This is a genomic window from Streptomyces vastus, from assembly GCF_039532825.1.
Taxonomy (GTDB): domain Bacteria; phylum Actinomycetota; class Actinomycetes; order Streptomycetales; family Streptomycetaceae; genus Streptomyces; species Streptomyces vastus.
In genome coordinates this window covers 136,728-158,887 of record NZ_BAAASJ010000017.1, presented here as the reverse complement: position 1 = coordinate 158,887, position 22,160 = coordinate 136,728, and the positions used below count along the sequence as shown (strand labels likewise).

Here is a 22,160-nt window from a genome sequence, read left to right as displayed (position 1 = left end):
TCCGACGAAGGGGACGTCATGACAGACAAGTTCGTCGCCGCAATCGACCAGGGCACCACTTCGAGCCGCTGCATCATCTTCAACGAAGCCGGCGCGATCGTCGCCGTCGACCAGCGCGAGCACCGTCAGATCTTCCCGAAGCCGGGCTGGGTGGAGCACGACGCCACCGAGATCTGGTCGAAGGTGCAGGCCGTGGTGGCGGGGGCGATCGCGAAGGCCGGTCTCCGCGCCGACCAGCTCAGCGCCCTGGGGATCACCAACCAACGGGAGACGACGGTCCTTTGGGACCGCGCCACGGGCAAGCCCGTGCACAACGCCATCGTCTGGCAGGACACCCGTACCTCCGCGCTCTGCAACGAGCTGGGCGGCTCTGACGGGCAGGACCGCTTCCGCGAGCAGACCGGCCTGCCGCTGGCCAGCTACTTTTCTGGGCCGAAGGCGGCCTGGCTGCTGGACAACGTGCCGGGGCTGCGGGCCCGCGCCGAGCGGGGCGAGATCGCCTTCGGCACGATCGACTCCTGGCTGATCTGGAACCTCACCGGTGGCACGGACGGCGGCCGTCACGTCACCGACGTGACCAACGCCGGGCGCACCATGCTGATGAACCTCGAGACCCTTCAGTGGGACGCCTCGATCCTCTCCGCGATGAACGTCCCGGAAGCGATGCTTCCGGAGATCAAGTCCTCCGCCGAGGTGTACGGGACCGCTGTGGGCCAACTCGGCGGGGTGCCGGTCGCCTCGGCGCTCGGCGACCAGCAGGCGGCGGTCTTCGGGCAGGCCTGTTACGACGTGGGCACGGCCAAGAACACATACGGCACCGGCAGTTTCCTGCTGCTCAACACCGGGAACCGGCCGGTCCCCTCGAAGAGCGGGCTGCTCACCACCATGGGCTACAAGATCGGCTCCGAGGCGCCCGTGTACTGCCTGGAGGGGTCGATCGCGATCACCGGCGCCCTGGTGCAGTGGTTCCGCGACCAGCTCGGCATCATCCGTACGGCGGACGAGATCGAGACGCTGGCGGCGAGCGTCGACGACAACGGCGGGGCGTACATCGTGCCCGCGTTCTCCGGCCTGTTCGCGCCCTACTGGCGCTCCGACGCGCGCGGGGTCGTCACCGGTCTCACGCGGTACGTCACGAAGGGGCACCTCGCGCGCGCGGTGCTCGAAGCGACGAGCTGGCAGACCCGGGAGGTCGTCGACGCCATGTACCAGGACTCCGGGGTGCACATCACGACCCTGAAGGTGGACGGCGGCATGACCAAGAACAACCTCCTGATGCAGCACCAGGCGGATGTGCTCGGGGTACCGGTGATCCGCCCGAAGGTCTCCGAGACGACCTGCCTGGGCGCCGCTTACGCGGCGGGCCTCGCGACCGGTGTGTGGAACGACCTCGACACGCTGAAGTCGCACTGGCAGAAGGACGTCGAGTGGACCCCGTCGATGGAGGAGTCGGTACGCGACCGCGAATACCACAACTGGCGCAAGGCGGTGGAGAAGAGCTTCGGCTGGCACGAGGACGGTCCCAGCTAAGCGCTCCGCGGGAAGTGCGGTTGCGAAACGGCGGGCCCGTCGTGGCTGGTCGCTCCCCCCTCTCGGCTGCGCTCGAGAGGGGGGACCCCCATCGCGGCGGAGCCGCAAATCGATACGGCCCCGCGCCCCTGAAGGGGCGCGGTACAGCACCGGAACTCGGCAAGTCCGCTGAGACTACGGCCCGTACCCCAGTCGGCGGGGTACGGGCCGTACGCGTGGCGGTCGGGGTGGCGAGCGAGCGCTTCAGGTGGTGACGGTCTGGCGGCGCTCGGCCGCGTACGCCATGGCGTGCTGGACGACGCCGATGAGGACCTCCTTGACGGACTCCCGGTCGCGCGCGTCGCACAGCACGACGGGCACATCGGGGTCGAGGTCGAGGGCCTGGCGGACGTCTTCGGTGGGGTAACGGGCGGCGCCCTCGAAGCAGTTGACGCCCACCACAAACGGTATGGAGCGCCGCTCGAAGTAGTCGACCGCGGCGAAGCAGTCCTCCAGGCGGCGGGTGTCGGCGAGAACCACAGCCCCCAGGGCACCGGTGGAGAGCTCGTCCCACAGGAACCAGAAGCGGTCCTGTCCCGGCGTCCCGAAGAGGTACAGGACCAGGTCCTCGCGGAGTGTGATGCGGCCGAAGTCCATGGCGACCGTGGTGGTGTGCTTGCCCTCCACACCGCTGGTGTCGTCGACCGGGCGGCCGGCCTCGGTGAGCACTTCCTCGGTCCGCAGCGGCTTGATCTCGCTGACCGCGCCGACCATTGTCGTCTTGCCCACGCCGAAGCCGCCCGCCACGAGGATCTTGAGCGTGACGGGCTCGACGGGGGCCTTGCCGCGCTCAGAACGCCCGAAGATCATCGTTCTCTTCTCCTGCTTCAGTGGTGTCGTACGGGGATGGGGCGCGGGGTGGACCGTATCCGCCGCCCCCAGGGGTTTCGATGACCAGTACGTCGCCGGGGCCGACGTCCGCCGCGTCGCTTCCGCCGAGTTCGGTGACCGTACCGTCCGCGCGCTCCACGCGGTTGGCGCCCAGAGCTCCGGGCTCGCCGCCCGCCATGCCGTAGGGCGGGACTCTACGGTGCTGGGAGAGCGTGGAGACGGTCATGGGCTCGTGGAACCGGATGCGGCGTACGGCGCCGTCCCCGCCGCGCCACCGTCCGGCCCCGCCGCTGCCCCGTCGCACGGCGAACTCGTCGAGTTGGACGGGCAGTCGCCACTCGAGCACTTCGGGGTCCGTGAGCCGCGAGTTGGTCATGTGTGTCTGGACAACGGATGCGCCGGGGAAACCTTCGCCGGCGCCGGATCCCGAGGCCACGGTCTCGTAGTACTGGTGGCGTTCGTTGCCGAAGGTGACGTTGTTCATGGTGCCGGAGCCCTCCGCCTGCACTCCGAGGGCTCCGTAGAGGGCACCCGTGATGGCCTGCGAGGTCTCGACGTTACCGGCGACCACGGCGGCCGGGGGTTCGGGAGCGAGCATCGAGCCAGGGGGCACGATGATGTCCAGGGGGCGCAGACAGCCGTCGTTGAGCGGGATGTCGTCGGCGACGAGAGTGCGGAAGACGTACAGGACCGCGGCGTTGACCACCGAGAAGGGTGCGTTGAAGTTGGTGCCGAGCTGCGGCGACGTACCGGTGAAGTCGACGGTGGCGGAGCGTTTTTCGCGGTCTACGGAGATGCGCACCCGGATGACGGCGCCGGAGTCGGTCTCGTAGGTGAACTCGCCGTCTTCAAGGGCGTCGATGACGCGGCGTACGGATTCCTCGGCGTTGTCCTGGACGTGCTTCATGTACGCCTGGACGACGTCGAGGCCGAAGTTCTCGATCATGCGGGCGACTTCGTCGACGCCCTTCCGGTTGGCGGCGATCTGGGCACGCAGGTCGGCGAGGTTGGTCTTCGGGTTGCGCGAGGGGTAGGGCGCCTCGGTGAGGAGCCGTCGTGTCTCCGCCTCGCGGAGACGGCCGCCTTCCACGAGCAGCCAGTTGTCGAAGAGGACGCCCTCCTCCTCGATGACGCGGCTGTTCGCGGGCATCGAGCCGGGGGCGATGCCGCCGATCTCGGCGTGGTGGCCGCGCGAGGCGACGTAGAAGAGGATCCGGTCACCCTCCGTGTCGAAGACCGGAGTGACCACCGTGACGTCGGGGAGGTGGGTGCCACCGTGGTACGGATCATTGACGGCGTACGCGTCTCCGGGGCGCATCCCCGAGCCGCGGCGGCGGATGACCTCCTTGACGCTGGTGCCCATCGATCCCAAGTGCACAGGGATGTGGGGGGCGTTGGCGACCAGGTTGCCTTCGGGGTCGAAGAGCGCGCAGGAGAAGTCCAGGCGCTCCTTGATGTTGACCGACTGGGCGGTGGACTCCAGGCGGGCGCCCATCTGCTCGGCGATCGACATGAAGAGGTTGTTGAAGACCTCGAGGAGAACCGGGTCGGCTTCCGTACCGAGATCGGAACTCTCTGTGATCGCCGCGCGTTCCATGATCAGATGCCCGTCGTCGGTCATGGCCGCCTGCCAGCCGTCGTCGACGACGGTCGTCGCGCTGGCCTCGGTGATGATCGCGGGGCCGGTGACGGTTTCGCCGGGGGGCAGTTCCTCGCGACGGTGCAGGGGTACGTCGCGCCAGGCGCCGCCGGTGTGGAGGCTGACGGTCTCGGGGGCGGCGGGGGTGGAGTAGGGGGTGGCGAGGGCGGAGAGATCGGGGGGGTCGGTGAGGCCGGTGGCTTCCACGGAGAGGGCTTCGACGACGACCGGACGGTCGAGGGTGAAGGAGTAGGTGGCGCGATGGCGGTCTTCGAAGGTGCGGGTCATGGTGTCGGGCTCGGTGAGCTCGACGACGAGTGCCGTGTCCGTGCCGTCATAGCGCAGCTGGGCCCGGCGGGTGACCCGGATGCGGTCCTCGGGCACGTCCTCGGCGAGGAGTTCGGCGCGGGCAGCTCCCTCCAGGTCGTCCGCGGTCTTCAGGACACCGGGCATCGAGGACGCCTCCAGGGGCGCCTCGACGGACTGTTCGCGCATGGCTGTCGTGTCGGCGAGCCCGATGCCGAGCGCGGAGAGCACACCGGCCATGGGTGGCACGAGGACGGTGCGGATGCCGAGCGAGTCGGCGACCATGCAGGCGTGCTGGCCGCCCGCGCCGCCGAAGGTGGTGAGCGCGTACCGGGTGACGTCGTGGCCCTTCTGCACCGAGATCCGCTTGACGGCGTTGGCGATGTTGGCGACGGCGATCTGGAGGTATCCCTCAGCGACCTGCTCTGGGGTACGGTCGTCGCCGGTGGTTTCCCGGATCTCGTGCGCGAGGGCGGCGAACCGGTCGCGGACCAGCGTGTTGTCGAGCGGCTGGTCGCCGCCTGGGCCGAAGACCCTGGGAAAGTGGTCGGGTTGGATGCGGCCGAGGGCCACATTGGCGTCGGTGACGGTGAGCGGGCCGCCGTTCCGGTAGCAGGCGGGCCCCGGGTCCGCGCCCGCCGAGTCCGGCCCTACGCGGTAGCGGGAGCCGTCGAAGTGGAGCACGGAGCCGCCGCCCGCCGCGACGGTGTGGATGTCCAGCATGGGCGCGCGCAGCCGGACGCCGGCGATCTGGGTGGTGAAGACACGTTCGTACTCGCCCGCGAAGTGCGAGACGTCCGTGGAGGTGCCACCCATGTCGAAACCGATGACTCGGTCGAAGCCGGCGAGCTGCGACATCCGCGCCATGCCGACGATGCCGCCGGCGGGCCCGGACAGGATGGCGTCCTTGCCGCGGAACTGTCCGGCCTCGGCGAGTCCTCCGTTGGACTGCATGAACATCAGCCGCACGCCCCGCAGTTCATCGGCGACGTGCTGGACGTAGCGGCGCAGCACGGGCGAGAGGTAGGCGTCGACGACGGCTGTGTCGCCACGCGGGACGAGCTTCATCAGGGGGCTGACCTCGCTGGACAGCGAGATCTGCGGGAAGCCGATACGGGCGGCCAGTTCGCCGATGGCCCGCTCGTGGACGGGATGGAGGTGGCTGTGCATGCAGACGACGGCCACGGCGTGGATTCCGTCGTCGTACGCCTCCTGGAGCGGCCCGGCGAGGGCGTCCAGATCAGGGGCGCGCAGGACGGTTCCGTCGGCGGCGATGCGCTCGTCGACCTCGACGACCCGTTCGTAGAGCAGCTCGGGCAGTTCGATCGCTCGCGCGAAGATCCGCGGGCGGTTCTGGTAGGCGATGCGCAGCGCGTCCCGGAATCCGCGGGTGACGACGAGGAGGGTGCGCTCGCCCTTGCGCTCCAGAAGGGCGTTCGTGGCGACGGTGGTGCCCATGCGGACGGCGTCGACGGGGCCGTCGTCGCGGAGGAGTTCCCGTACGCCCGCGACGGCGGCGTCGGCGTACCGCGCCGGGTTGTCGGAGAGGAGCTTGTGCGTGAGCAGGCGGCCGTCGGGGCGACGCGCGACGATGTCGGTGAAGGTGCCGCCTCGGTCGACCCAGAACTGCCAGCCTGTCACGTCTGTTTCCCGCTTCCGCGCTGTTCAGAGCGCCCGGAGCCCATTGATCACGTCGCGCAGAATACTCTCGTCCGGCAGTTCGGCGGGGGGTACCGGACGCGTCACATGGACCATTTCGTCAGCCACGAGATCTCCTATGAGGACACGTACCACCCCGATGGGGAGGTCGAGTTCGGCGGCGAGTTCGGCGACCGACTGCGGGGCGTCGCGACAGAGTCCGACGATGTCCTCGTGCTCCGGGGACAGTGTCTGGGCCGCCCCCGGCTCGTCGGCATGCGGTTCTGTCACGACCACCGCGATCAGGTCGAGGCGGTGCTGGGCCGCGCTGGTGGTGCGGCCGCGTGTCATGGCATACGGACGGACCACCGGTCCGGCCTCGTCGTCGAACCAGTGGGACATCCCCTGACCGTCTGCGCTCATGCCATCCCACTACCCGCCTGCGGGCAGATCGGTGCGCGGAGCCTGTGCCAGATGTGCGCCGACCCTCTTGACCAGCAGCGTCATCTCGTACGCGACCTGCCCGACATCCGAGTCGGCGTCCGAGAGGACGGCGAGACAGCTGCCGTCGCCGGCGGCCGTGACGAACAGGAACGCGTCGTCGAGCTCGACGATCGTCTGCCGGACACTGCCCGCCTCGAAGTGGCGGCCGACGCCCTTGGCGAGGCTGTGGAATCCGGAGGCGACGGCGGCGAGGTGCTCGCTGTCCTCCCTGGTCAGGTCCTCGGAGACCCCGGTGGGCAGACCGTCGCTGGAGAGCACGAGTGCCTTGCGGATGCTGGCGACACGGTCCACCAGGTCGTCGAGGAGCCAGTTGAGTTCGCCGGACACCTTGTTGGTCCTGATGTGGCCGGCGTCCTTCGGTGCGGTCATCGACCGTCCCCCTTAGTCGTTCCTTGTGCTGTGCCGCCCTGGGCCCCGTCGCCCGCGGCGTTCTCCTCACGGCCGCGCTGCCAGCCGCGCTGGAGCGAGGCCATGCGGTTGCGTACCTGGTCGGCGTCACGCTCGGTGGCCTCCGCGCCGTTCCCGGCGCGGGTCGGATCGCGCTCGGCGCGCCGGTCGGGTCCGTCCTTCAGCTGCGGGGCCAGATTGGCCTGCCGTACGCGTCGGGGCAGCGGGCCGGTGCCGCCGCCCGAGGGCGGGGTGCCGGTGCGGCCGCCGCCCGTCGCGGTGCCGCGACTCGACGCCCGCTTGGGGAGGGGCGGGGCTTCGGCGGGCTCACCGCCTCGGGCCGAGGCTTCGGTGCGTTCGGGTCCGCGGGTGGACGCCTCACCGGGATCGAGGCGGCGGCCTCCCGGTTCAGGGCCGCGGCCGGCCGGCCGGGTGCTGCCCGAGGGCTCGGTGTCACGGTCCGGGATCTTGTCGATCTCGGCGCCGTGGTCCGGTGTCCGGCCGAGCCCGGCCCCACCGTCCGCCGGCTCGGTGCCCGCATCGGGCAGGGCACCAGGCTCGCCCCGGCGGGTGGGAAGCGGATCCGCCGGTTCCCGACGCGGCGGCAGCCGATCGGCTTTGGCGGCGCGCGTCCGCTTCGGCAGCTCCTCCAGTGCGCCCGGTCGTCCGGGCGCCTCCTCGGCCGATTCCGCCGCTTGCGTCGGCTCCTCGGCGTCCGCGCGTTCAGACGGCTCCGCGCGCCATGGCTTCGTCTGGGTGACGGGGCGGCCGTGGGAGCTGACGAGTTTCGGGGCCCTGCGGCGCGGGAGCGGTACGGGTTCGCCGGGGTGGTCGCCATCGCCGGGGCGAGCCGACTCGCCCGGGGCCTCGCGTGCCTGCTGGTGCTGCTCCACGGGGACTCCGGCGATGGAGCGGCGCGGGCGGAAGATGCCGCCACGCTCACTGTCCTCGTCATCGAGGCCGCCCGGGAAGTCGTCGAGGGCGTCGAGATCGACGGGAGACTCCAGCTCGATGGGACCGCCCAGAATGGAGGCCGGCAGGCCTGGAAGCTGGACTGGCACCTGGGAGAGCGCAGCCTTGCGGTTGTCGTCGCTCTCCTTCGGCTGGAGCGCCCGGTCGAGCCGGAAGCCCACGCCGTTGGTGTCGGGCACGTCCTCCGTGAGCAACGCGTCGGGGATGAACACCACGGCGGTCGTCCCGCCGTACGGGGACGGCTGCAAGGAGACGCGTACGTTCTGCCGCTGGGCGAGGCGGCTGACCACGAAGAGCCCGAGTCGGTCGGTGTCCGACAGCTCGAACTCCGGGGTCTCGGCGAGCCGCAGGTTGGCGTCGAGGAGCGCTTCCGGGGCCATACCCAGACCGCGGTCGTGGATCTCCAGCGTGAAGCCGTTGGCGACGCGTTCGCCGAGCACCTGGACCGCGGTGTGCGGGGGCGAGAACACCGTGGCGTTCTCGAGGAGTTCGGCCACGAGGTGGGTGAGGTCGGCGACCGCGGGACCGGTGACGGCCATACGGGGCAGTCGGCGTACCTCGATACGTTCGTAGTCCTCGACCTCGGCGACGGCGGCGCGGACGACATCCATCAGCTGGATGGGCTTGCGCCACTGCCGGGAGGGGGCCGCGCCGGAGAGGATCACCAGGCCTTCGGCGTGGCGGCGCATGCGAGTGGTCAGATGGTCGAGGCGGAAGAGATCGGCGAGTTCGTCGGTGTCCTCGGTCCTGCGCTCCATGCTGTCGAGCAGGGTGAGCTGCTTGTGCAGCAGGACCTGGCTGCGGCGGGCGAGGTTCACAAAGACCTCGGAGACGCCGTCGCGCAGTTCGGCCTGCTTGACGGCGGCCTCGACCGCGGCGCGCTGGAGGGTGTTGAGTGCCTGGCCGACCTCGCCGATCTCGTTCTTGTCGTACTCCAGACGCGGCACCTCGGTCTCCACGTCGACCTGTTCGCCCGCGGAGAGCCGGCGCATCACGCTGGGCAGCCGCACTCCGGATGCCTCGTGGGCCTCCAGGCGCAGCCCGCGCAGGTCGCGGATGAGGCCGCGGCCGATGCGTACGGACAGGAAGAGCGAGACCAGCAGGGCGATCAGGCCGAGGACGCCGGCGATGGCCGCCCTGACGATGACGTCGACGGCGATCGGGTTGACGCGGTCCTGGTAGCGGTCGCTCGCCTCGTCGTTGAGGGTGCCCAGCTCGTCGAGGACGTGGCCGGCCTCGGTGTCCCAGCTCTTCGCGGTGACGCCACGGGGCTTGCCGGACTCGGAGGAGATGACGGCCTGTTCGGCCACCCGCAGCGGAGCGGCGGTGTTCCTCCAGAAGCGCTCGTAGCGCTCGCGCTCCCCGGAAGGGAGCAGCGGCAGGTTGCTGTCGTACATCAGCTCGCGCTGGGCCACGAGGTCGGAGATGTCGCGGATCTCGTCGGAGGAGAGCGTGCCGACGACCAACGCCGAGCCGAGCAGGGCGTCCTCTCGGGACAGCAGTTCGCGCGCGAAGGCAATGTCGACGAGGGCGCGGGCCTGCTTGTCCATCTCCACGTCGTCGACCACATGGAGGTTTTCGAGCACGACATAGCAGGGCTGGACGAGGTTGTTGTAGCGCTCCAGGGCCCGGGCCCGGGTGAGTGTGCCCTCTTCGACGCTGCGGCGCAGAGAGTCGATGTCGTCCAGGGAGTCCAGCATGGCCGTCAGCCGGCCGCCGGTGCCCTCGCTCACCGCGTCGCGTACGTCGGAGTTCTCGGCGTTCCTGCGGATCTCGGCGATGGCGTCGTCGGTGGCCGCCCGGCTGTGACGGAGTGCGGCGAGACCGTCGGAGGCGCGAGGGTCGGCGAGATAGACGAGGGTCTGACGGCGTTCCTGCTGCAGGACGCGGACGGTGTCCTCAGTGGGATAGGTGACCTTCTCCACCACGGACGAAGCGTCGAGCAGTCGGCCTGCCTCGCGCCCGGTGAGTACCGTGGCGAAGCCCCAGATCGCCGTCAAGGACACCAGCGGCACGATGAGCAGCGCCACGATCTTCCGGCGGATGGACTTCCCGCGAAAGCGCATGGCCTCCCCCAGCTCGACCCCCTCCGGATGGGGGTACACATGTGCGTCAACAAACGGCGTGAGCCTACTACCGACACACAGGGAACTCGAAGGCCTGTCCGGACGGACCCCTTCCGTTTCGCCGACGCGACAGGAACAAGACATCCGCAGTTGTCCGTTCATTGGGGGAGATTGCCTCCCCGATTCCGGCACAGAACACCGAACGCCAACCTCTCAGGGGGCTTGGCCAGTTGGCTGAAATTTTCCTCTCGTTGGGAATCTTCGGCGTGCGTCGATCGTCTGTCTGTATGGGAGTTGGGGACGGAATCGGCTCAGGCGCCGCATGCCGCACCCGGGTGGCATAAAACGGCGCAAGCCGGGCAGCCGTGGGATGTTGATGTCTCGTGACACCGAAGCGAGGGGCTGCTGGGCGGTGGGGAGTGACAAGTTGATGGGCACGGCAGAGCGGCACGAGGCGCCCCATCCGAGCGTCGGGGCAACGGCGGTGGCGGAGCGGGACGCCCAGGCAGAGGCGCCGGATCGCGACATTCCGGCGCAGGAGGAGCAACAGGAGGAAGAGCGGGCGTACTACCGGCCGTTGTGGGTCGAGGAGCCCGCGCGCAGACTACGGCTGCCCGATCCGGTGCGTACGTCCGCGGTGCGGGCCGTCATCATCATCGCCATCACGCTGATCCAGGCGATGGTGGCCTTCCTGTGCACGCTGGCCGGTTCCTGGCTCGCGTTCCCCATGGTCCTGAGCAGCGTGGCGAGCACGGTGGTTGCCACATGGGGCGCGCTGGACGTGTGGGTGACCCGACAGGTGTGGATGCAGCGGAACGGCGTGGTGTCGACGCCGAGCAGCACGGCGCGTGCCCTGCGACGTGAGCGCCGCAAGGCACGGCGCCAGGAGCGGGCGTCCGAGCGCGCCAAGGAGCGGATACGCCGTCGGGGCGGCGCGGGGCAGTTGTCGCACTCCTGATGAGCTCCCGGTGAGCTGGTCCGGAACTCAAGGCCGGCTCATCGGGAGGCGACTGCCGCCTCCACCGCGCGCCAGTTCGCGCCTGGCCGATGAAGGGGCGCGGGCGGTCCACGGAGAGCACCGCCGTTGTGCGGCCGTCGCGCTCGCACCTCGCGAGGAAGCCGCCTTCGTCCGGCGCGCCGCCGATGATCGAGCCCTCCGCGGTGCGGACGGTGTCAGTGGCGAGCCACCGCCCCGCGAACCGGCGCGCACCGTACTGGTCGGACCGGAAGCAGGGCACGGGGCGCACGGTCTCACCGATGTACTCCCGGAGTTCGCCGGCTGATACGCCGCCCGGAACTACGTGGGCCACGGCGCCGAGTCCGGCGACGGGGTCAAGGGGGTTCACCGACGACGGCAGCGGGGGCTTCGCGAAGCTGCCCTCGGTCGCGGAGGACCAGGACCACCGTTATTACGTGATCACGGTCAAACCCAGCGCGCCAAGGAGCGGACAGGACGCCGAGCAGCACGGCGCGTGTCCTGCGACGTGAGCGCCGCAAGGCACGGCGCCAGGAGCGGGCGTCCGAGCTGCGGGTCCTTTGTGGTTGATCGCGCCCACGCGGCCGAGCTGCAAATCAATACCGCCCCGCGCCCCTTAAGGGGCGCCGGCCGCCGGCCTCTTGTACATCCGTGTCGCCGTGATCTCGCTGTGTACCGACTCCCCCTCGCCGGCCGGAGGCTGCTGTGGCAGTCCCGGCCGGAGGTGTTCCTCGACGCTGATGTACTTCAGGCCCGCCCTGAGGTCGGCGTCGTTCCGCAGCCGGATCACCAGCGGGAACTCCGCCAGCGCGGTCGTGTCGAACAGGCCGGTGGTGTAGAGGAGTTGGACGCCCAGCGCGTCCGAGACCGCCCTCTGCAGCTCCAGCAGGTACGTGGCGTTGGCGCGGCCGATGGGGTTGTCGAGGAACAGCGTGCCGGCGTGACGGTGCTTGTCGCGGCCCCGGTCGTTCGAGCGGAGGGCGGCCATCGTGCAGTACAGGGCGATGGCGGCGGTGAGCAGCTGGCCGCCGGAGAACACATCGCCCATCTGCCCGACGGGGACGCGCTCGGCGCGCAGTACGGCGTCCGGCTTGAGGATCTCGACGGCGACGCCCCTCGGCTGGAGTGCCGCACCGACGCCGCGCAGGAGCAGCGTCATGCCGTCGCGGCGAAGGTCGGAGTTCTTCTTCACGGCCGCTCGCGTCGCCTCGTCGATGACCTCGCCGAGCCGCTCGGTGAGCGTGGCCTGGTCGGGCTCCTCGAAGCGGATGCGCAGGAACTCCTGCCCGGACCACTCGCCGAGCCCTTCAGGGAGACGGGACAGCCGCTGGGCAGACCGGAGTGTGGCCAGCGCCGACTCCACCAGCCCTCGCAGCCGGTCCACGATCGAGTCCCGGTTGCGCTCCAGCTGCGCCAGCTCGTCGGTGAGGACCCGGAGTCGAGGTGCGAAGGCGTCCGCCCACTTCTGGGCGTGCTCGGGCAGCGCGGCGGCGGGCAGCTCGCGGATCTGCTGCCGGGCGGGGGTGCGGACCTGCTCGTAACGCGTCGAGTTGGCATGCCGTACGAGTACGTCGCTGGCGTCGCGTACGGCTGACTCGGCGGCGGAGAGGTCGGCGGCGCAGCCCCGGAGGGAGCGGCGGATCTCGGCGGCGGACTGCCGGGCCTCTTCGAGGGTGCCCGGGTACGGCTCGGGCTCCTCCTGCTCCTCGTCCGTCGTGTGCTCGCGCAGGAGGTCCCGTAGAAGGGCGGCCGTCTCGTCGAAGCCGCCGGCCGCGTCCTCGGCGGCTCGGTGGGCGTCGAGCAGTTCGGCGTGGACCTCGCGCGCCTGGCTCAACGCCTCGGTGCGGGAGGCGAGTTCGGACGTGGCGGTACGCAGCAGGCTCTGCGCATGCTCGGCGTCTCGCGGGACAAGCTCCTCAGGCAGCTCGGTGTGGGCCCCGCCGTCCTCGGGCGCGTGCCGCTCTGCCTCGCCGCGCAACCGTCCGAGCTGCTCGCTCGCGGTCGACATGCGGGTCTCCAGCAGCTGGACGAGTTCCTCGGCCCGGGCGGCAGCGGCCTGCCGGGACGGCCCGTCGGAACCGTCCGTGGACTCCAGAAGCTGGGCCGCGCGTGTACGCACCTTGTTGCTGAGCCGGTCCAGCTCGGCGAGCGCGGCGCTCTCGTCGCTCTCGGCCCGCGCCTGCTCGGCCCGCAGATCGGCACCGACGCCGACCTTCTCGTAGAGCTGCGACGCGGCGCGGTAGGCCTCGCGGAGGGCGGGGAGGGACGGCTTGGGTTGGGCGCGACCGGGGGCCTTGTCGCCTGACGAGTCTGCTGGTGTGTCTCCTGCTGCGCCTGCCTGGGGAGCGCCCTCGCCCTCCGTCGCCGCGTCCTCCTGTACGTCGTCGGGGACGCCCGCGATCTCCGCGCGTTCGGCGCGCAGGGTGCGGGCCGTGCGGCGGGCGTCGTCGGCGGCGCGCTGGGCGGCGCGCCGGTCCTCGTCGGCGGCTCGGGCCCGCTCCAGGCAGGACTGTGCGCGGGCCTCCGACTCGGCAGCCTCGTCGGCGAGTTCGCGCAGTCTGGCCTGCCAGCCGGCCCGCTCGCGCAGCCGGAAGGCGAGGCCGGCGAGCGCGTCGGCGGCGCGTCGGGCCCGCTGTGCGGCGTCCTGGCGCTCGTCCCGTACCCGGGCCGCGTCGGACGCGGCCTCGTCGGCCTCGGCCCGCACCGTGCGCGCCTCGGCCAATTCGGCCTCGGCCTCCTCGGCGAATGCTCGCGCATCGCGGGCCGCCGCGGCCAGTTCGGCGAGCCGGCCTGCCGGGCACCCGGCCCGCCAGGAGGCGAGGCGCGCCGCCAGCTCACGGTCCTTGGCCAGCCGGGCCGCCAACTCCCGGATCTCCTCGTCCCGTTCGGTCGCGCGCGTGCGCAACGCCTGCCGTTCCTCGTCGGCGGCGTGCTCGTCGTGCATGGCCGGGTTCGGCGGTACGAGGAATACGTCGCTACGGCCGCCGTCGCCCGCTTCGTGGGCCGGCGTCGGTGCGAGCAGCGCGGAGGCCGTACCGACGGCCACGGCGGACCGGGGCAGCAGCGCGGCATCGGCGAGGGCTTCGCGTGCGCGTGCGTGGGTTTCCGGATCCGTGATGATGACGCCGTCCACCAGCTCGGGCCGGGCGGTCAGCACGCGTGCGTGGTCGACGGGGTCGACGGCCTGCGCGAGATAGCGCCAGCCGGGTAGCGCGGGGATACCACGCTCCCCCAGGTACTCCACGGTGGCCACGACGTCCGGCCCCGGTGGGAGCAGCCCGCCGTCACCGAGGGCGCCGAGAATCCGCGCGTCATCGGCCGCCGCGGTCCGCAACTCGAAGAGCTGCCGCTCGGCGGAGGCGACCCCGTCGTCGAGCAACTCCCGCAGTTCGTCGGCGTAACGGTCCAATTCCTCGGCACTGAGGGCGCCTTCGGCCATCTGTCGCGCGGCGGTACTCCGGCCGTGGGCAGCCCCCGCATCCCGGCTGACGCCGGGCACACCCGCGCCGCCGGCCGGCCCCTGCGCGGAAGCCACACCCTGCGCGGGCTCTCCGGAGCCGTCCGCCGCCGCTCGGGGCATCGGCACCCCACCGCGGCCCGGGCCCGCGACAGCTGCCCCCGGCAGGCTCAGCAGTTCGGCCAGCCGTTCCTCCTCCGCCAGGGCTTCGGCGGTGCGCCGCTCAGCGTCGTACGCACGCTCGGCGGCCGTCGCCGCGTCCGAAGCGCGGGCCGCCGTGAGTTCGGCGCGGGACTCGGTGGCTGCGGACTCTCGGGCGTGTTCCGAAGCGCGGCGGGACGCCTCGCGTGCGGTGTCCCAGGCGGCGACGGCGGACTTCTCGGCGTCGCTGGCCGCCAGGGCCGCGCGCGCGGGGTCGGCGTCGGGGGCGGTGTCGTCGAGCCAGCCGGCGCGTACCGCCTCGGCGGTCTCCTGCTCGACCTCGCCGAGCCGCTGCCGCAGGTGACCGGCCTCACTGCGGGCGCGCTGCGCCTCGGTGGCGGCGGCCGTGGAGTCGCGGTGGGCGGCCTCGCCGGTCTGTTGGAGCGCGGCGGAGCGCTCCTCTTCCTCGTTGGCGACCGTTTCGGCTCCTTCGGCCGCGGCGTGCAGCGCGCGGACGAGGTCGACGGCGGCCTTCGCGCGCGCGGCGAGCGCGGGCGCGGCATCCCGCTCGGCCTCGCGGATCGCGGCGGCCACGCGCGCCGAGCGGTCCGCAGCGGCCCGGTGGCGCAGCACCGCCTCGGCGGCCTGCCAGGCGGAGTGCAGCGTGCGCGCGTCGGCGAGCTCGCGCTTCTGCGCCGCCGCTGCCTTCTCGGCGCCGGCGAGCGCCAAGGAGGCGTGCCGGTAGGCGAGCTCGGCCGCGATCAGCGCGCTCTCGGAGCGAGCCCCCTCGGCTTCGGTGACCGTGTGCGCGGCGGCGGTGACCCGCTGGGCGAGATCGGCGGCCCGTGCCCGCTCCCGCACGGCGCGCGCGGTCAGCCGCCGGGCCAGCGTGCGCGTACGCCGCTCGGCGGCCGTGTGGATGTCCCGCGCACGCGAACGGGTCTCGGCCGCCTCCACGATCCGCCCGAGCAGTTCCACGGACCCCGCCGTGAACTCCCGCTCGGCGATCAGCTCGGCGCGACGCCCCAGCTTGTTGCCGAACCCGCCGACCAGGTCCGCGAGCCCGTCGGTGTCCCGGGTGTCGGTGACCGCGCGCAGCAGCAGGTCGGTGAAGTCGGAGTCCTTCTTGACCGCGAAGAGGCCGGCTGCCTCACCCTCGTCGGCGTTCATCTCCCGCTGGTAGCGGAAGAGTTCGGGATCCAGACCGATATCCCCGAGGTGTTCGTTCCAGCGGTCGTGGATCTCCTCCCAGTGCACCTCCAGATGCGGGTACGCCTTCCCCGCCTCCGTGATCGCGTCCCGGAAACCCTTCATCGTGCGCCGCCGCCCCTGCGCCCCGGACACGCCCTCGACGTGCGGCCGTACGGCGGTGGCCTCGGCGACCGGCAGATTGTCGAGGCTCAGCCCCGGCCCGGGCCGGAACGAGTACCACGCCTCCGCGAACTTCCGCGGATCGTTGGACACTTGACGCCCGCGCCACTCGCTCACCTTGCCGACCACGACGCACTCACCGGTCAGCGTGTGCTGCCACTCCAGCGCCACATGCCCGCAGTCGTCGGCGAGCAGAAACTTCCGCAGCACACCCGAACTGGCCCCGCCCAGCGTGTTCCGGTGCCCCGGCAGCATCACCGAGAAGATCAGCTTGAGCAGTACGGACTTGCCGCCGCCGTTCTCGAGGAAGAGCACACCCGCGGGCGCGGGACGGCGCGGCGGCCCGGTCGGCTCCTCCTCGAAGAACTCCGCCTGAGTGGGCGCGGGGTCGGGCACGGGCTCGCCGACACCCCGCAGGTCCAGCACGGTGTCGGCGTAGCGCGCACCGGCCGGCCCGATGGAGTAGAGGCGGACCCGGGACAGCTCGTACATGGCGGCGGACTCTCGTAATCGGACGTAGTCGGACGTGTTCGGAAGGGAGTTGGGCTCAGTCGCGGTCGGGAGGGATCAGGTTCGGGGGCGGTCGGAGCCGGGATCGGAGCCGGGAGTGGTCGTGGTCGGGAATCGTCGAGGTCAGGAGTGGAACGGCAGCCCCGCGTCGGCCGCCAGCTCCAGGTCGTCGGTGTCCTCGGCGGGCAGCAGGGTCGCGGTGCCGTCGGTGACCGGCACGATGCCCAGCTCGAGCAGCTCGGCCATGGCGGCGCTGCCCGCCATGTCGCGCACCTGGAGCTGGTAGCGGGCGGTCGTGCGGTATGTCCCTCCGCCGTCGTCCCCGGTGCGCTGAAGAAACCCGGAGTCGGTGAGGAACGCGACGGCCTTGCCGACGATGCCGGTGGTCGAACCTGCAAGGCGGCGTGCGTCCTTGGTCGCCCCGGCCGCGCTGCGTCTGGCCCAGATCCGCCAGGCGGCCTCGAGGCCGGGCGCGTCGGTGGCCGGGTCGGTGTTGTCCCCCTGTTCCTCGGCCCGCTCCTCCAGGCGGCGGCAGGCCTGCCGTACGAAGGCGTCCACTCCATTGACCGAAACCCGCCCGATGTACCCGTCGTCGGCGAGATCCTCGGGCCGCGGAAACGCCATCGCGGCGACGGCGAGATGCGCGAGCCCGTGCAGGAACCTGTCCCCTGCGTCCGCGGACGCCCGCCGTGCGTAGTCCCCCATACGCACGGCGAACACCGAGTCCTCGGCCGCGGTCACCGCCATCCCCGCGCGCGTCGACACCTCCAGCACGACCAGCCCGAGCCCCGCGGCAACGGCATCGGCGAGCCGGGCGAACGCCGGGTCTTCCCGATACCGCCGCAACAGCTCGGCGTACTCCTGGTCGCGGGCGGGCTGCAGCTTGGGCTGCAGCCCGAAGGCGACGAGCCGGGCCGCGTCGGCGGCGTCGGCGGGAGTGACAGCGGCGGACGCCGGCACGGCGATGGCTTCCGGCTCACTCCACTCGACGTGCTCGGTCACGGCTGAGGCTCCTTGGGGATCTGATTGTCGGGGTGTGGGCGAACGCCCCTCCAGGGGCGCGGGGCGTGATCATGCGGCTCCTCCCCCACTCTCGGCTTCGCTCGAGCCGGGGGGACCTCATCGCGGGCGCGACAAGCCACCGACGGCCTGCAGCCAAAGAACGACCCGCAGTTCATCGGCCCTCCAAGCGGAGCGTCGCCGTACCCACGATCAAATCGGCCCCGCCGAACTCGGGATCGTCCAGCTCCATCCCGTCGTCCACGGCGAACAACAGCTTCTCCTCACCCTGGCGACAGGCGGTCCCCACCGGCGGACTTGCCGCGTGGACGGCCAACAGCGCGACGAGGTAAGGCAGTTCAGGATCCTGACGCCGGGCGTCGTCAAGGATCCCGGACAGCCGCCGCGGCGCATCCGCAGGCAGATCCAGCAGCTCCATGGCGGCAGCCAACTGCTCCTCGCTGAACCGGCTGTCATCCGGCGTGGCGATCAGATCCGGCTCCGGCATCTCCGCCCCCAGATGCTCCCGCTCCATGGGCGGCGTCAGCAGAATGTCGACCAGATCCCCGACCCGTACGGACACGGGAGTGCGCAGCCCCGTACCGCGCGCGAAGAACGCGTCCGTCACGCGCAGCGCCTGCTCGACGGGCAGGGGCAGCACCGGCGCGACAAGGTGCCCGTACAGATCTATCCCCGACGTCGCCATGGGCGCGGCGAAGGCCTGTCGGTCCTGCTCGGCGCGGAACAGCGGGCCGGCCTCCAGGAGCCGGGACTGCAACTGCGTATGACGGCGGATGCAGTCCTTGACGATGTCGACGAGCTCGGCGGCACGGCGCTTGTGCTCGGGGTCCTCGGACTCGTCGCGCGCCTTGCGGATGTTGGTGAGGATCGCGTTCTCGTGGCGATAGCGGTCGGCCACGTGGTCGAGTGCCTCGGCGATCATGTCGGGGACGGCCTGCAGCCAGTCCACCGCGCGGACGTTGCGCCGTGTCGCGTCCAGGGCTCTGCGGAGCGTCTCGGAGTACTGCACGGTCCGATAGCGGGCCTGCTCGGCGGCGAGCTGTGCGTCGGCGAGCCTGCCGCGGCTGATCAGCACCTCCAGCTTGACCTCGGCGGCGATCTGCGCGCTGGTGACGTCCGTGTCGAGGGCGCCCACGAGGACGTTGACCGCCTCGTCCGTCGTGCGGAGATACACGCTTCCGCCGTAGCCGGGCACCTCCTCGATCAGCTTGAAGTCGTAATCGCGGCGCACATAGGAGCCGTCGGGTGTGAACGTGCCGTATACGGCCCGGAAGCCGCGGTCGACGCTGCCGACGTTGATCAGGTTCTCCAGGACCCAGCGGGCCACGCGCTCGTGTTCGGCGACGGGGCGGCGCGGGGCCTGAGCGGCGATGCGCGGGATGAGCCTGGCCACGATCTGGTCGTGGTCGGCGCCCGTGTCGAAGTCCATGTTCAGTGTGACGAGGTCGATGGCGGCGAGGGCCACCTCGGCCATGCCGTACACGGAGTACTCACCCGCGAGGTTCGCCTTGCGTACATCGAGGTCGTGCAGGGGTGCGGTGCAGGCGAGCGCGCGCAGGCGCCGCGCCAGCCCCTCGTCGGCGGCCGGGCCCGGTGCGGGGCGCGGCCCCGCGCTGAGCTGGGGCGGAACGCTGTCCGTCGTTGCAGGCGAAGTCACGATGCAAAGACTAGGTCCTGGGTCTGACAACGCCCCAAACGCCCAAGAAGGGCCCCCGCGTCACCCGAGCTTCTTCTCCTCCACCCGTCGCCCATAGACCTCCACGACCCGGCTGCGCGAATCGACGAGGTAGGTCGCGAGCAGTTGCTCCGCCTCGTCCCGGCCGCCGTCCTGGAGGGCCTTGAGGATCTGGCCGTTGCGGGCGAGGTACGGCTCGTGCAGCCGTCGTGGGTCGTCCACCAGGTGGAAAGCGAGCCGGAGTTCGGCGAAGACCCTGCGCATCAGCTCGTCGGTGCGGGCGCTTCCGGCGAGCGCCACCAGCTCCCGGTGGAAGCGGATGTTGGACGTGCCCAGGGCTTTCCAGTCCTTCTCGACCGTCGCCCGCTGCCCGTCGGCGACGACTCGGGCAAGACCGTCCACGGCGTACGGCGGCTTGCCGAGGCCGCGGACGACGGCGCACTCGACGAGGCTCCGGGTGCGGTAGATGTCCTCGACGTCCTCGACGGTCGGGATCCGTACGAACACGCCCCGGTTGAGCTCGTGCACCAGCAGCCGTTCGTGCGTGAGCAGCCGGAACGACTCGCGCAGCGTGTTGCGCGAGACGCCGAGGGCGCCGCCGATGCTGTCCTCGGACAGCCGCGTGCCGGGCGGGAAGAACCCCTCGGCGATCCGGCTCCTGAGGATGTCCGAGACCCGCTCCGCAGTGCTGGTTCGTCCCAGTAGTGCTCGATCGTCCGCCAGTCCGTTCAGTTCGGCCACATCCGGATTCAACCGTAGATACAAGAACGAAACAACATAGGTATTGAGGGATCGTTCAACAATACTCTACCTTGCTGGAAATGGCGCCGACCGCTCGTCCCGGCGCCGACGGCTTTCGCACGCCGGTTCCGTACCTCGGCATGCCCGCACGGCACGGCTCATCAGTCCTGAAGCACCCTCCGTCCTCAACTGCGAGGTGCACCATGAGCACGACCCCTCCACCACAGGCCCGGCCCGCCGACGCCGGCACCGGTCCGGGCGAACCCCCCGCCGACGAGGGCGCCTTCGCCTGGCTGCGGGCCCTGGGCCCGCGAGGCCGCCGCGCCTTCGGCGGCGCGTTCGGCGGCTATGCCCTCGACTCGTACGACTACTTCACGCTGCCGCTGAGCATGGTCGTCCTGGCCGCGTACTTCGGCCTCAACAGCGGCCAGACCGGGCTCCTCACGACCGTCACGCTGGTCGTCTCCGCGATCGGCGGCGCCATCGCGGGGGTGCTTGCGGACCGGATCGGGCGCGTCAAGGCCTTGATGATCACAGTGATCACGTACGCGGTCTTCACCGTGGCCAGCGGCTTCGCACCCAACTACGAGACCCTGCTGGTGTTCCGTGCCCTTCAGGGGCTCGGTTTCGGCGGCGAGTGGGCGGTCGGCGCGATCCTGGTCGCCGAGTACGCGAGCCCGAAGCACCGGGGGCGCACGCTCGGCGCGATCCAGAGTTCCTGGGCCGTCGGCTGGGGACTCGCCGTGATCGTCTACACGCTGGTCTTCGAGTTCATGGACGACGACATCGCCTGGCGGGTGATGTTCTGGACCGGCGCGCTGCCCGCCCTGCTCGTCATCTGGGTGCGCCGACAGGTGAAGGACGCCCCCCAGGCGACCGAACGCCGTGAGCAGAGCACCGAGAAGGGCTCGTTCAAGGCCATCTTCAAACCGGGCACGGCCGAATCACCCGGACTGCTCCGGACGACGATCTTCGCGGTCCTGCTCTCCACCGGTGTCCAGGGCGGCTACTACACACTCGCCACCTGGGTGCCCACGTACCTGAAGACGGAGCGCGAACTGTCCGTCGTCGGCACCGGCGGCTATCTCGCGTTCCTGATCAGCGGAGCCTTCCTCGGCTATCTGACCGGTGGTTATCTCACCGACAAGCTGGGCCGCAGGCGCAACATCTGGCTCTTCGCGGTGCTCTCGGCGCTCTGCATCCTGGTCTACGCGAACATCCCCACCGGTGCCAACACCCTTCTCCTTGTGCTCGGTTTCCCGCTCGGCTTCTGTATGTCGGCGATTTTCAGCGGCTTCGGTTCGTTCCTGAGTGAGCTGTACCCGACGGCGGTGCGCGGCACGGGGCAGGGCTTCACGTACAACACCGGCCGCGCCGTGGGCGCCGTCTTCCCGACCTGCGTCGGGTACATGGCCGACAGCTGGGGTGTCGGCGGTGCGCTGGTCTTCGGCGCGATCGGCTACGGTCTCGCGGCGCTGGCCCTGTTGGGGCTGCCCGAGACGCGGGGGAAGGAGATCCTGTGAACCACACTCAACTCCGGCACCAGAACGTGCTCGACGAGCACGCGCTCGCGTGGAGCCCCAACCAGGCGCGCACCCACTTCCGTTCGGGCCTGTCCGGCCCCACGGCGGGCTGCGCGGCGGGACACACCCAGGCGAACCTGATCTCGGTGCCCGCCGACTGGGCGTACGAGATGCTGCTGTTCTGCCAGCGCAACCCGAAGCCCTGCCCGGCCCTCGACGTCACCGACGCCGGCTCCTGGACCACCGTCCTCGCCCCGGGCGCCGACCTGCGCACCGATCTGCCGCGCTACCGAGTCTGGGAGCACGGCGAGTTGGCCGACGAACCCACGGACGTGCTGGCCCACTGGCGCGACGATCTCGTGTCGTTCCTCATCGGGTGCAGCTTCACCTTCGAGTGGGCGCTGACCGAGGCCGGTGTGCCGCTGCGCCACCTCGAACAGGGACGCAACGTCTCCATGTACGTGACGAGCCGTCAGTGCCGTCCCGCGGGGCGGCTGCACGGCCCCATGGTGGTGTCGATGCGCCCGGTCCCGCCCGAGCACCTGGCCGCGGCGATCCGGGAGAGCAGTCTGCTGCCCGCGGTGCACGGCAGCCCGGTCCATTGCGGCGAACCGGCCGGGCTCGGCATCGAGGACCTGACGCGCCCCGACTTCGGCGATCCTGTGGACGCCGGCCCCGGCGACATTCCGGTGTTCTGGGCCTGCGGGGTGACGCCGCAGGCCGCGGTGATGGCCTCGCGCCCGCCGTTCGCGATCACCCACGCACCGGGACAGATGTTCATCACCGACGCCCGCGACGAGCAGTACCGCGTGGCCTGACAGGAGGAATCGACAT

The 22,160-nt window shown here is 71.0% G+C and carries 13 protein-coding genes; 4 read left to right on the top strand and 9 right to left on the bottom strand.

Going from position 1 to position 22,160, the window contains the following annotated elements:
• Positions 1 to 18 precede the first annotated feature (18 nt).
• Positions 19 to 1,530, top strand: a complete 1,512-nt coding sequence (gene glpK, locus ABD357_RS06870) for a glycerol kinase GlpK (RefSeq protein ID WP_344388211.1) — start codon at positions 19 to 21, stop codon at positions 1,528 to 1,530.
• Positions 1,531 to 1,773: 243 nt separating this feature from the next.
• Here glpK and ABD357_RS06865 read toward each other — a convergent pair whose 3' ends face one another.
• Genes ABD357_RS06865 through ABD357_RS06845 form a run of 5 tightly spaced genes read right to left on the bottom strand, consistent with a single transcriptional unit; the run spans position 1,774 to position 9,912 of the window.
• Positions 1,774 to 2,379, bottom strand: coding sequence for a GTP-binding protein (locus ABD357_RS06865; RefSeq protein ID WP_344388209.1), 606 nt, complete (start codon positions 2,377 to 2,379; stop codon positions 1,774 to 1,776).
• A complete protein-coding gene (locus tag ABD357_RS06860) occupies positions 2,360 to 5,986 on the bottom strand; it encodes a hydantoinase B/oxoprolinase family protein (RefSeq protein ID WP_344388207.1) in 3,627 nt (1,208 codons plus the stop codon). Before ABD357_RS06860 ends, ABD357_RS06865 begins: the two co-directional genes overlap by 20 nt.
• 24 nt (positions 5,987 to 6,010) lie before the next feature.
• Positions 6,011 to 6,406, bottom strand: a complete 396-nt coding sequence (locus tag ABD357_RS06855) for a DUF742 domain-containing protein (protein ID WP_344388206.1) — start codon at positions 6,404 to 6,406, stop codon at positions 6,011 to 6,013.
• A 9-nt stretch (positions 6,407 to 6,415) separates the two neighbouring features.
• The gene (locus ABD357_RS06850; protein WP_033321872.1) at positions 6,416 to 6,856 is read right to left on the bottom strand and encodes a roadblock/LC7 domain-containing protein; all 441 of its coding nucleotides are present in this window, start codon (positions 6,854 to 6,856) and stop codon (positions 6,416 to 6,418) included.
• On the bottom strand, positions 6,853 to 9,912 hold the full coding sequence (locus ABD357_RS06845) for a nitrate- and nitrite sensing domain-containing protein (RefSeq protein ID WP_344388204.1): 3,060 nt from the start codon (positions 9,910 to 9,912) through the stop codon (positions 6,853 to 6,855). The genes ABD357_RS06850 and ABD357_RS06845 overlap by 4 nt, the downstream gene beginning before the upstream one ends.
• Positions 9,913 to 10,342: 430 nt before the next feature.
• On the opposite strand from ABD357_RS06845, the gene ABD357_RS06840 reads away from it, so the two are divergent.
• Complete coding sequence (locus ABD357_RS06840; RefSeq protein WP_344388203.1) at positions 10,343 to 10,870, top strand: hypothetical protein; 528 nt, start codon at positions 10,343 to 10,345, stop codon at positions 10,868 to 10,870.
• A gap of 634 nt (positions 10,871 to 11,504) precedes the next feature.
• Here the strand turns inward: ABD357_RS06840 and ABD357_RS06830 are convergent.
• From ABD357_RS06830 to ABD357_RS06815, 4 genes are all read right to left on the bottom strand, one after another.
• Positions 11,505 to 16,349 carry a hypothetical protein gene (locus ABD357_RS06830; RefSeq protein ID WP_344388202.1) on the bottom strand — a complete coding sequence of 1,615 codons (4,845 nt, stop codon included), beginning with the start codon at positions 16,347 to 16,349 and terminating at the stop codon, positions 11,505 to 11,507.
• Positions 16,350 to 16,490: 141 nt separating this feature from the next.
• Positions 16,491 to 17,369 (bottom strand): hypothetical protein, encoded by an 879-nt coding sequence (locus tag ABD357_RS06825; protein WP_344388199.1) that lies wholly within the window; start codon positions 17,367 to 17,369, stop codon positions 16,491 to 16,493.
• Between the two features lie 172 nt (positions 17,370 to 17,541).
• Positions 17,542 to 19,044, bottom strand: a complete 1,503-nt coding sequence (locus ABD357_RS06820) for a hypothetical protein (protein WP_344388198.1) — start codon at positions 19,042 to 19,044, stop codon at positions 17,542 to 17,544.
• A 60-nt stretch (positions 19,045 to 19,104) separates the two neighbouring features.
• Positions 19,105 to 19,803, bottom strand: a complete 699-nt coding sequence (locus tag ABD357_RS06815; protein WP_344388196.1) for a GntR family transcriptional regulator — start codon at positions 19,801 to 19,803, stop codon at positions 19,105 to 19,107.
• Between the two features lie 203 nt (positions 19,804 to 20,006).
• Here ABD357_RS06815 and ABD357_RS06810 point away from each other — a divergent pair, with 203 nt between their 5' ends.
• Together ABD357_RS06810 and ABD357_RS06805 are read left to right on the top strand one after the other, a co-directional pair.
• Positions 20,007 to 21,326, top strand: a complete 1,320-nt coding sequence (locus ABD357_RS06810) for an MFS transporter (RefSeq protein WP_344388195.1) — start codon at positions 20,007 to 20,009, stop codon at positions 21,324 to 21,326.
• Entirely contained in the window at positions 21,323 to 22,144 is an 822-nt protein-coding gene (locus ABD357_RS06805) for a putative hydro-lyase (RefSeq protein WP_344388193.1), read from the top strand. Before ABD357_RS06810 ends, ABD357_RS06805 begins: the two co-directional genes overlap by 4 nt.
• Positions 22,145 to 22,160 lie beyond the last annotated feature (16 nt).

What these genes read in the sequence shown, in the direction of transcription:
- glpK (WP_344388211.1), top strand. Translation starts at nt 19, where the DNA reads ATGACAGACAAGTTCGTCGCCGCAATCGACCAGGGCACCACTTCGAGC.
- ABD357_RS06865 (WP_344388209.1), bottom strand. Translation starts at nt 2,379, where the DNA reads ATGATCTTCGGGCGTTCTGAGCGCGGCAAGGCCCCCGTCGAGCCCGTC.
- ABD357_RS06855 (WP_344388206.1), bottom strand. Translation starts at nt 6,406, where the DNA reads ATGAGCGCAGACGGTCAGGGGATGTCCCACTGGTTCGACGACGAGGCC.
- ABD357_RS06850 (WP_033321872.1), bottom strand. Translation starts at nt 6,856, where the DNA reads ATGACCGCACCGAAGGACGCCGGCCACATCAGGACCAACAAGGTGTCC.
- ABD357_RS06845 (WP_344388204.1), bottom strand. Translation starts at nt 9,912, where the DNA reads ATGCGCTTTCGCGGGAAGTCCATCCGCCGGAAGATCGTGGCGCTGCTC.
- ABD357_RS06840 (WP_344388203.1), top strand. Translation starts at nt 10,343, where the DNA reads ATGGGCACGGCAGAGCGGCACGAGGCGCCCCATCCGAGCGTCGGGGCA.
- ABD357_RS06830 (WP_344388202.1), bottom strand. Translation starts at nt 16,349, where the DNA reads ATGTACGAGCTGTCCCGGGTCCGCCTCTACTCCATCGGGCCGGCCGGT.
- ABD357_RS06810 (WP_344388195.1), top strand. Translation starts at nt 20,007, where the DNA reads ATGAGCACGACCCCTCCACCACAGGCCCGGCCCGCCGACGCCGGCACC.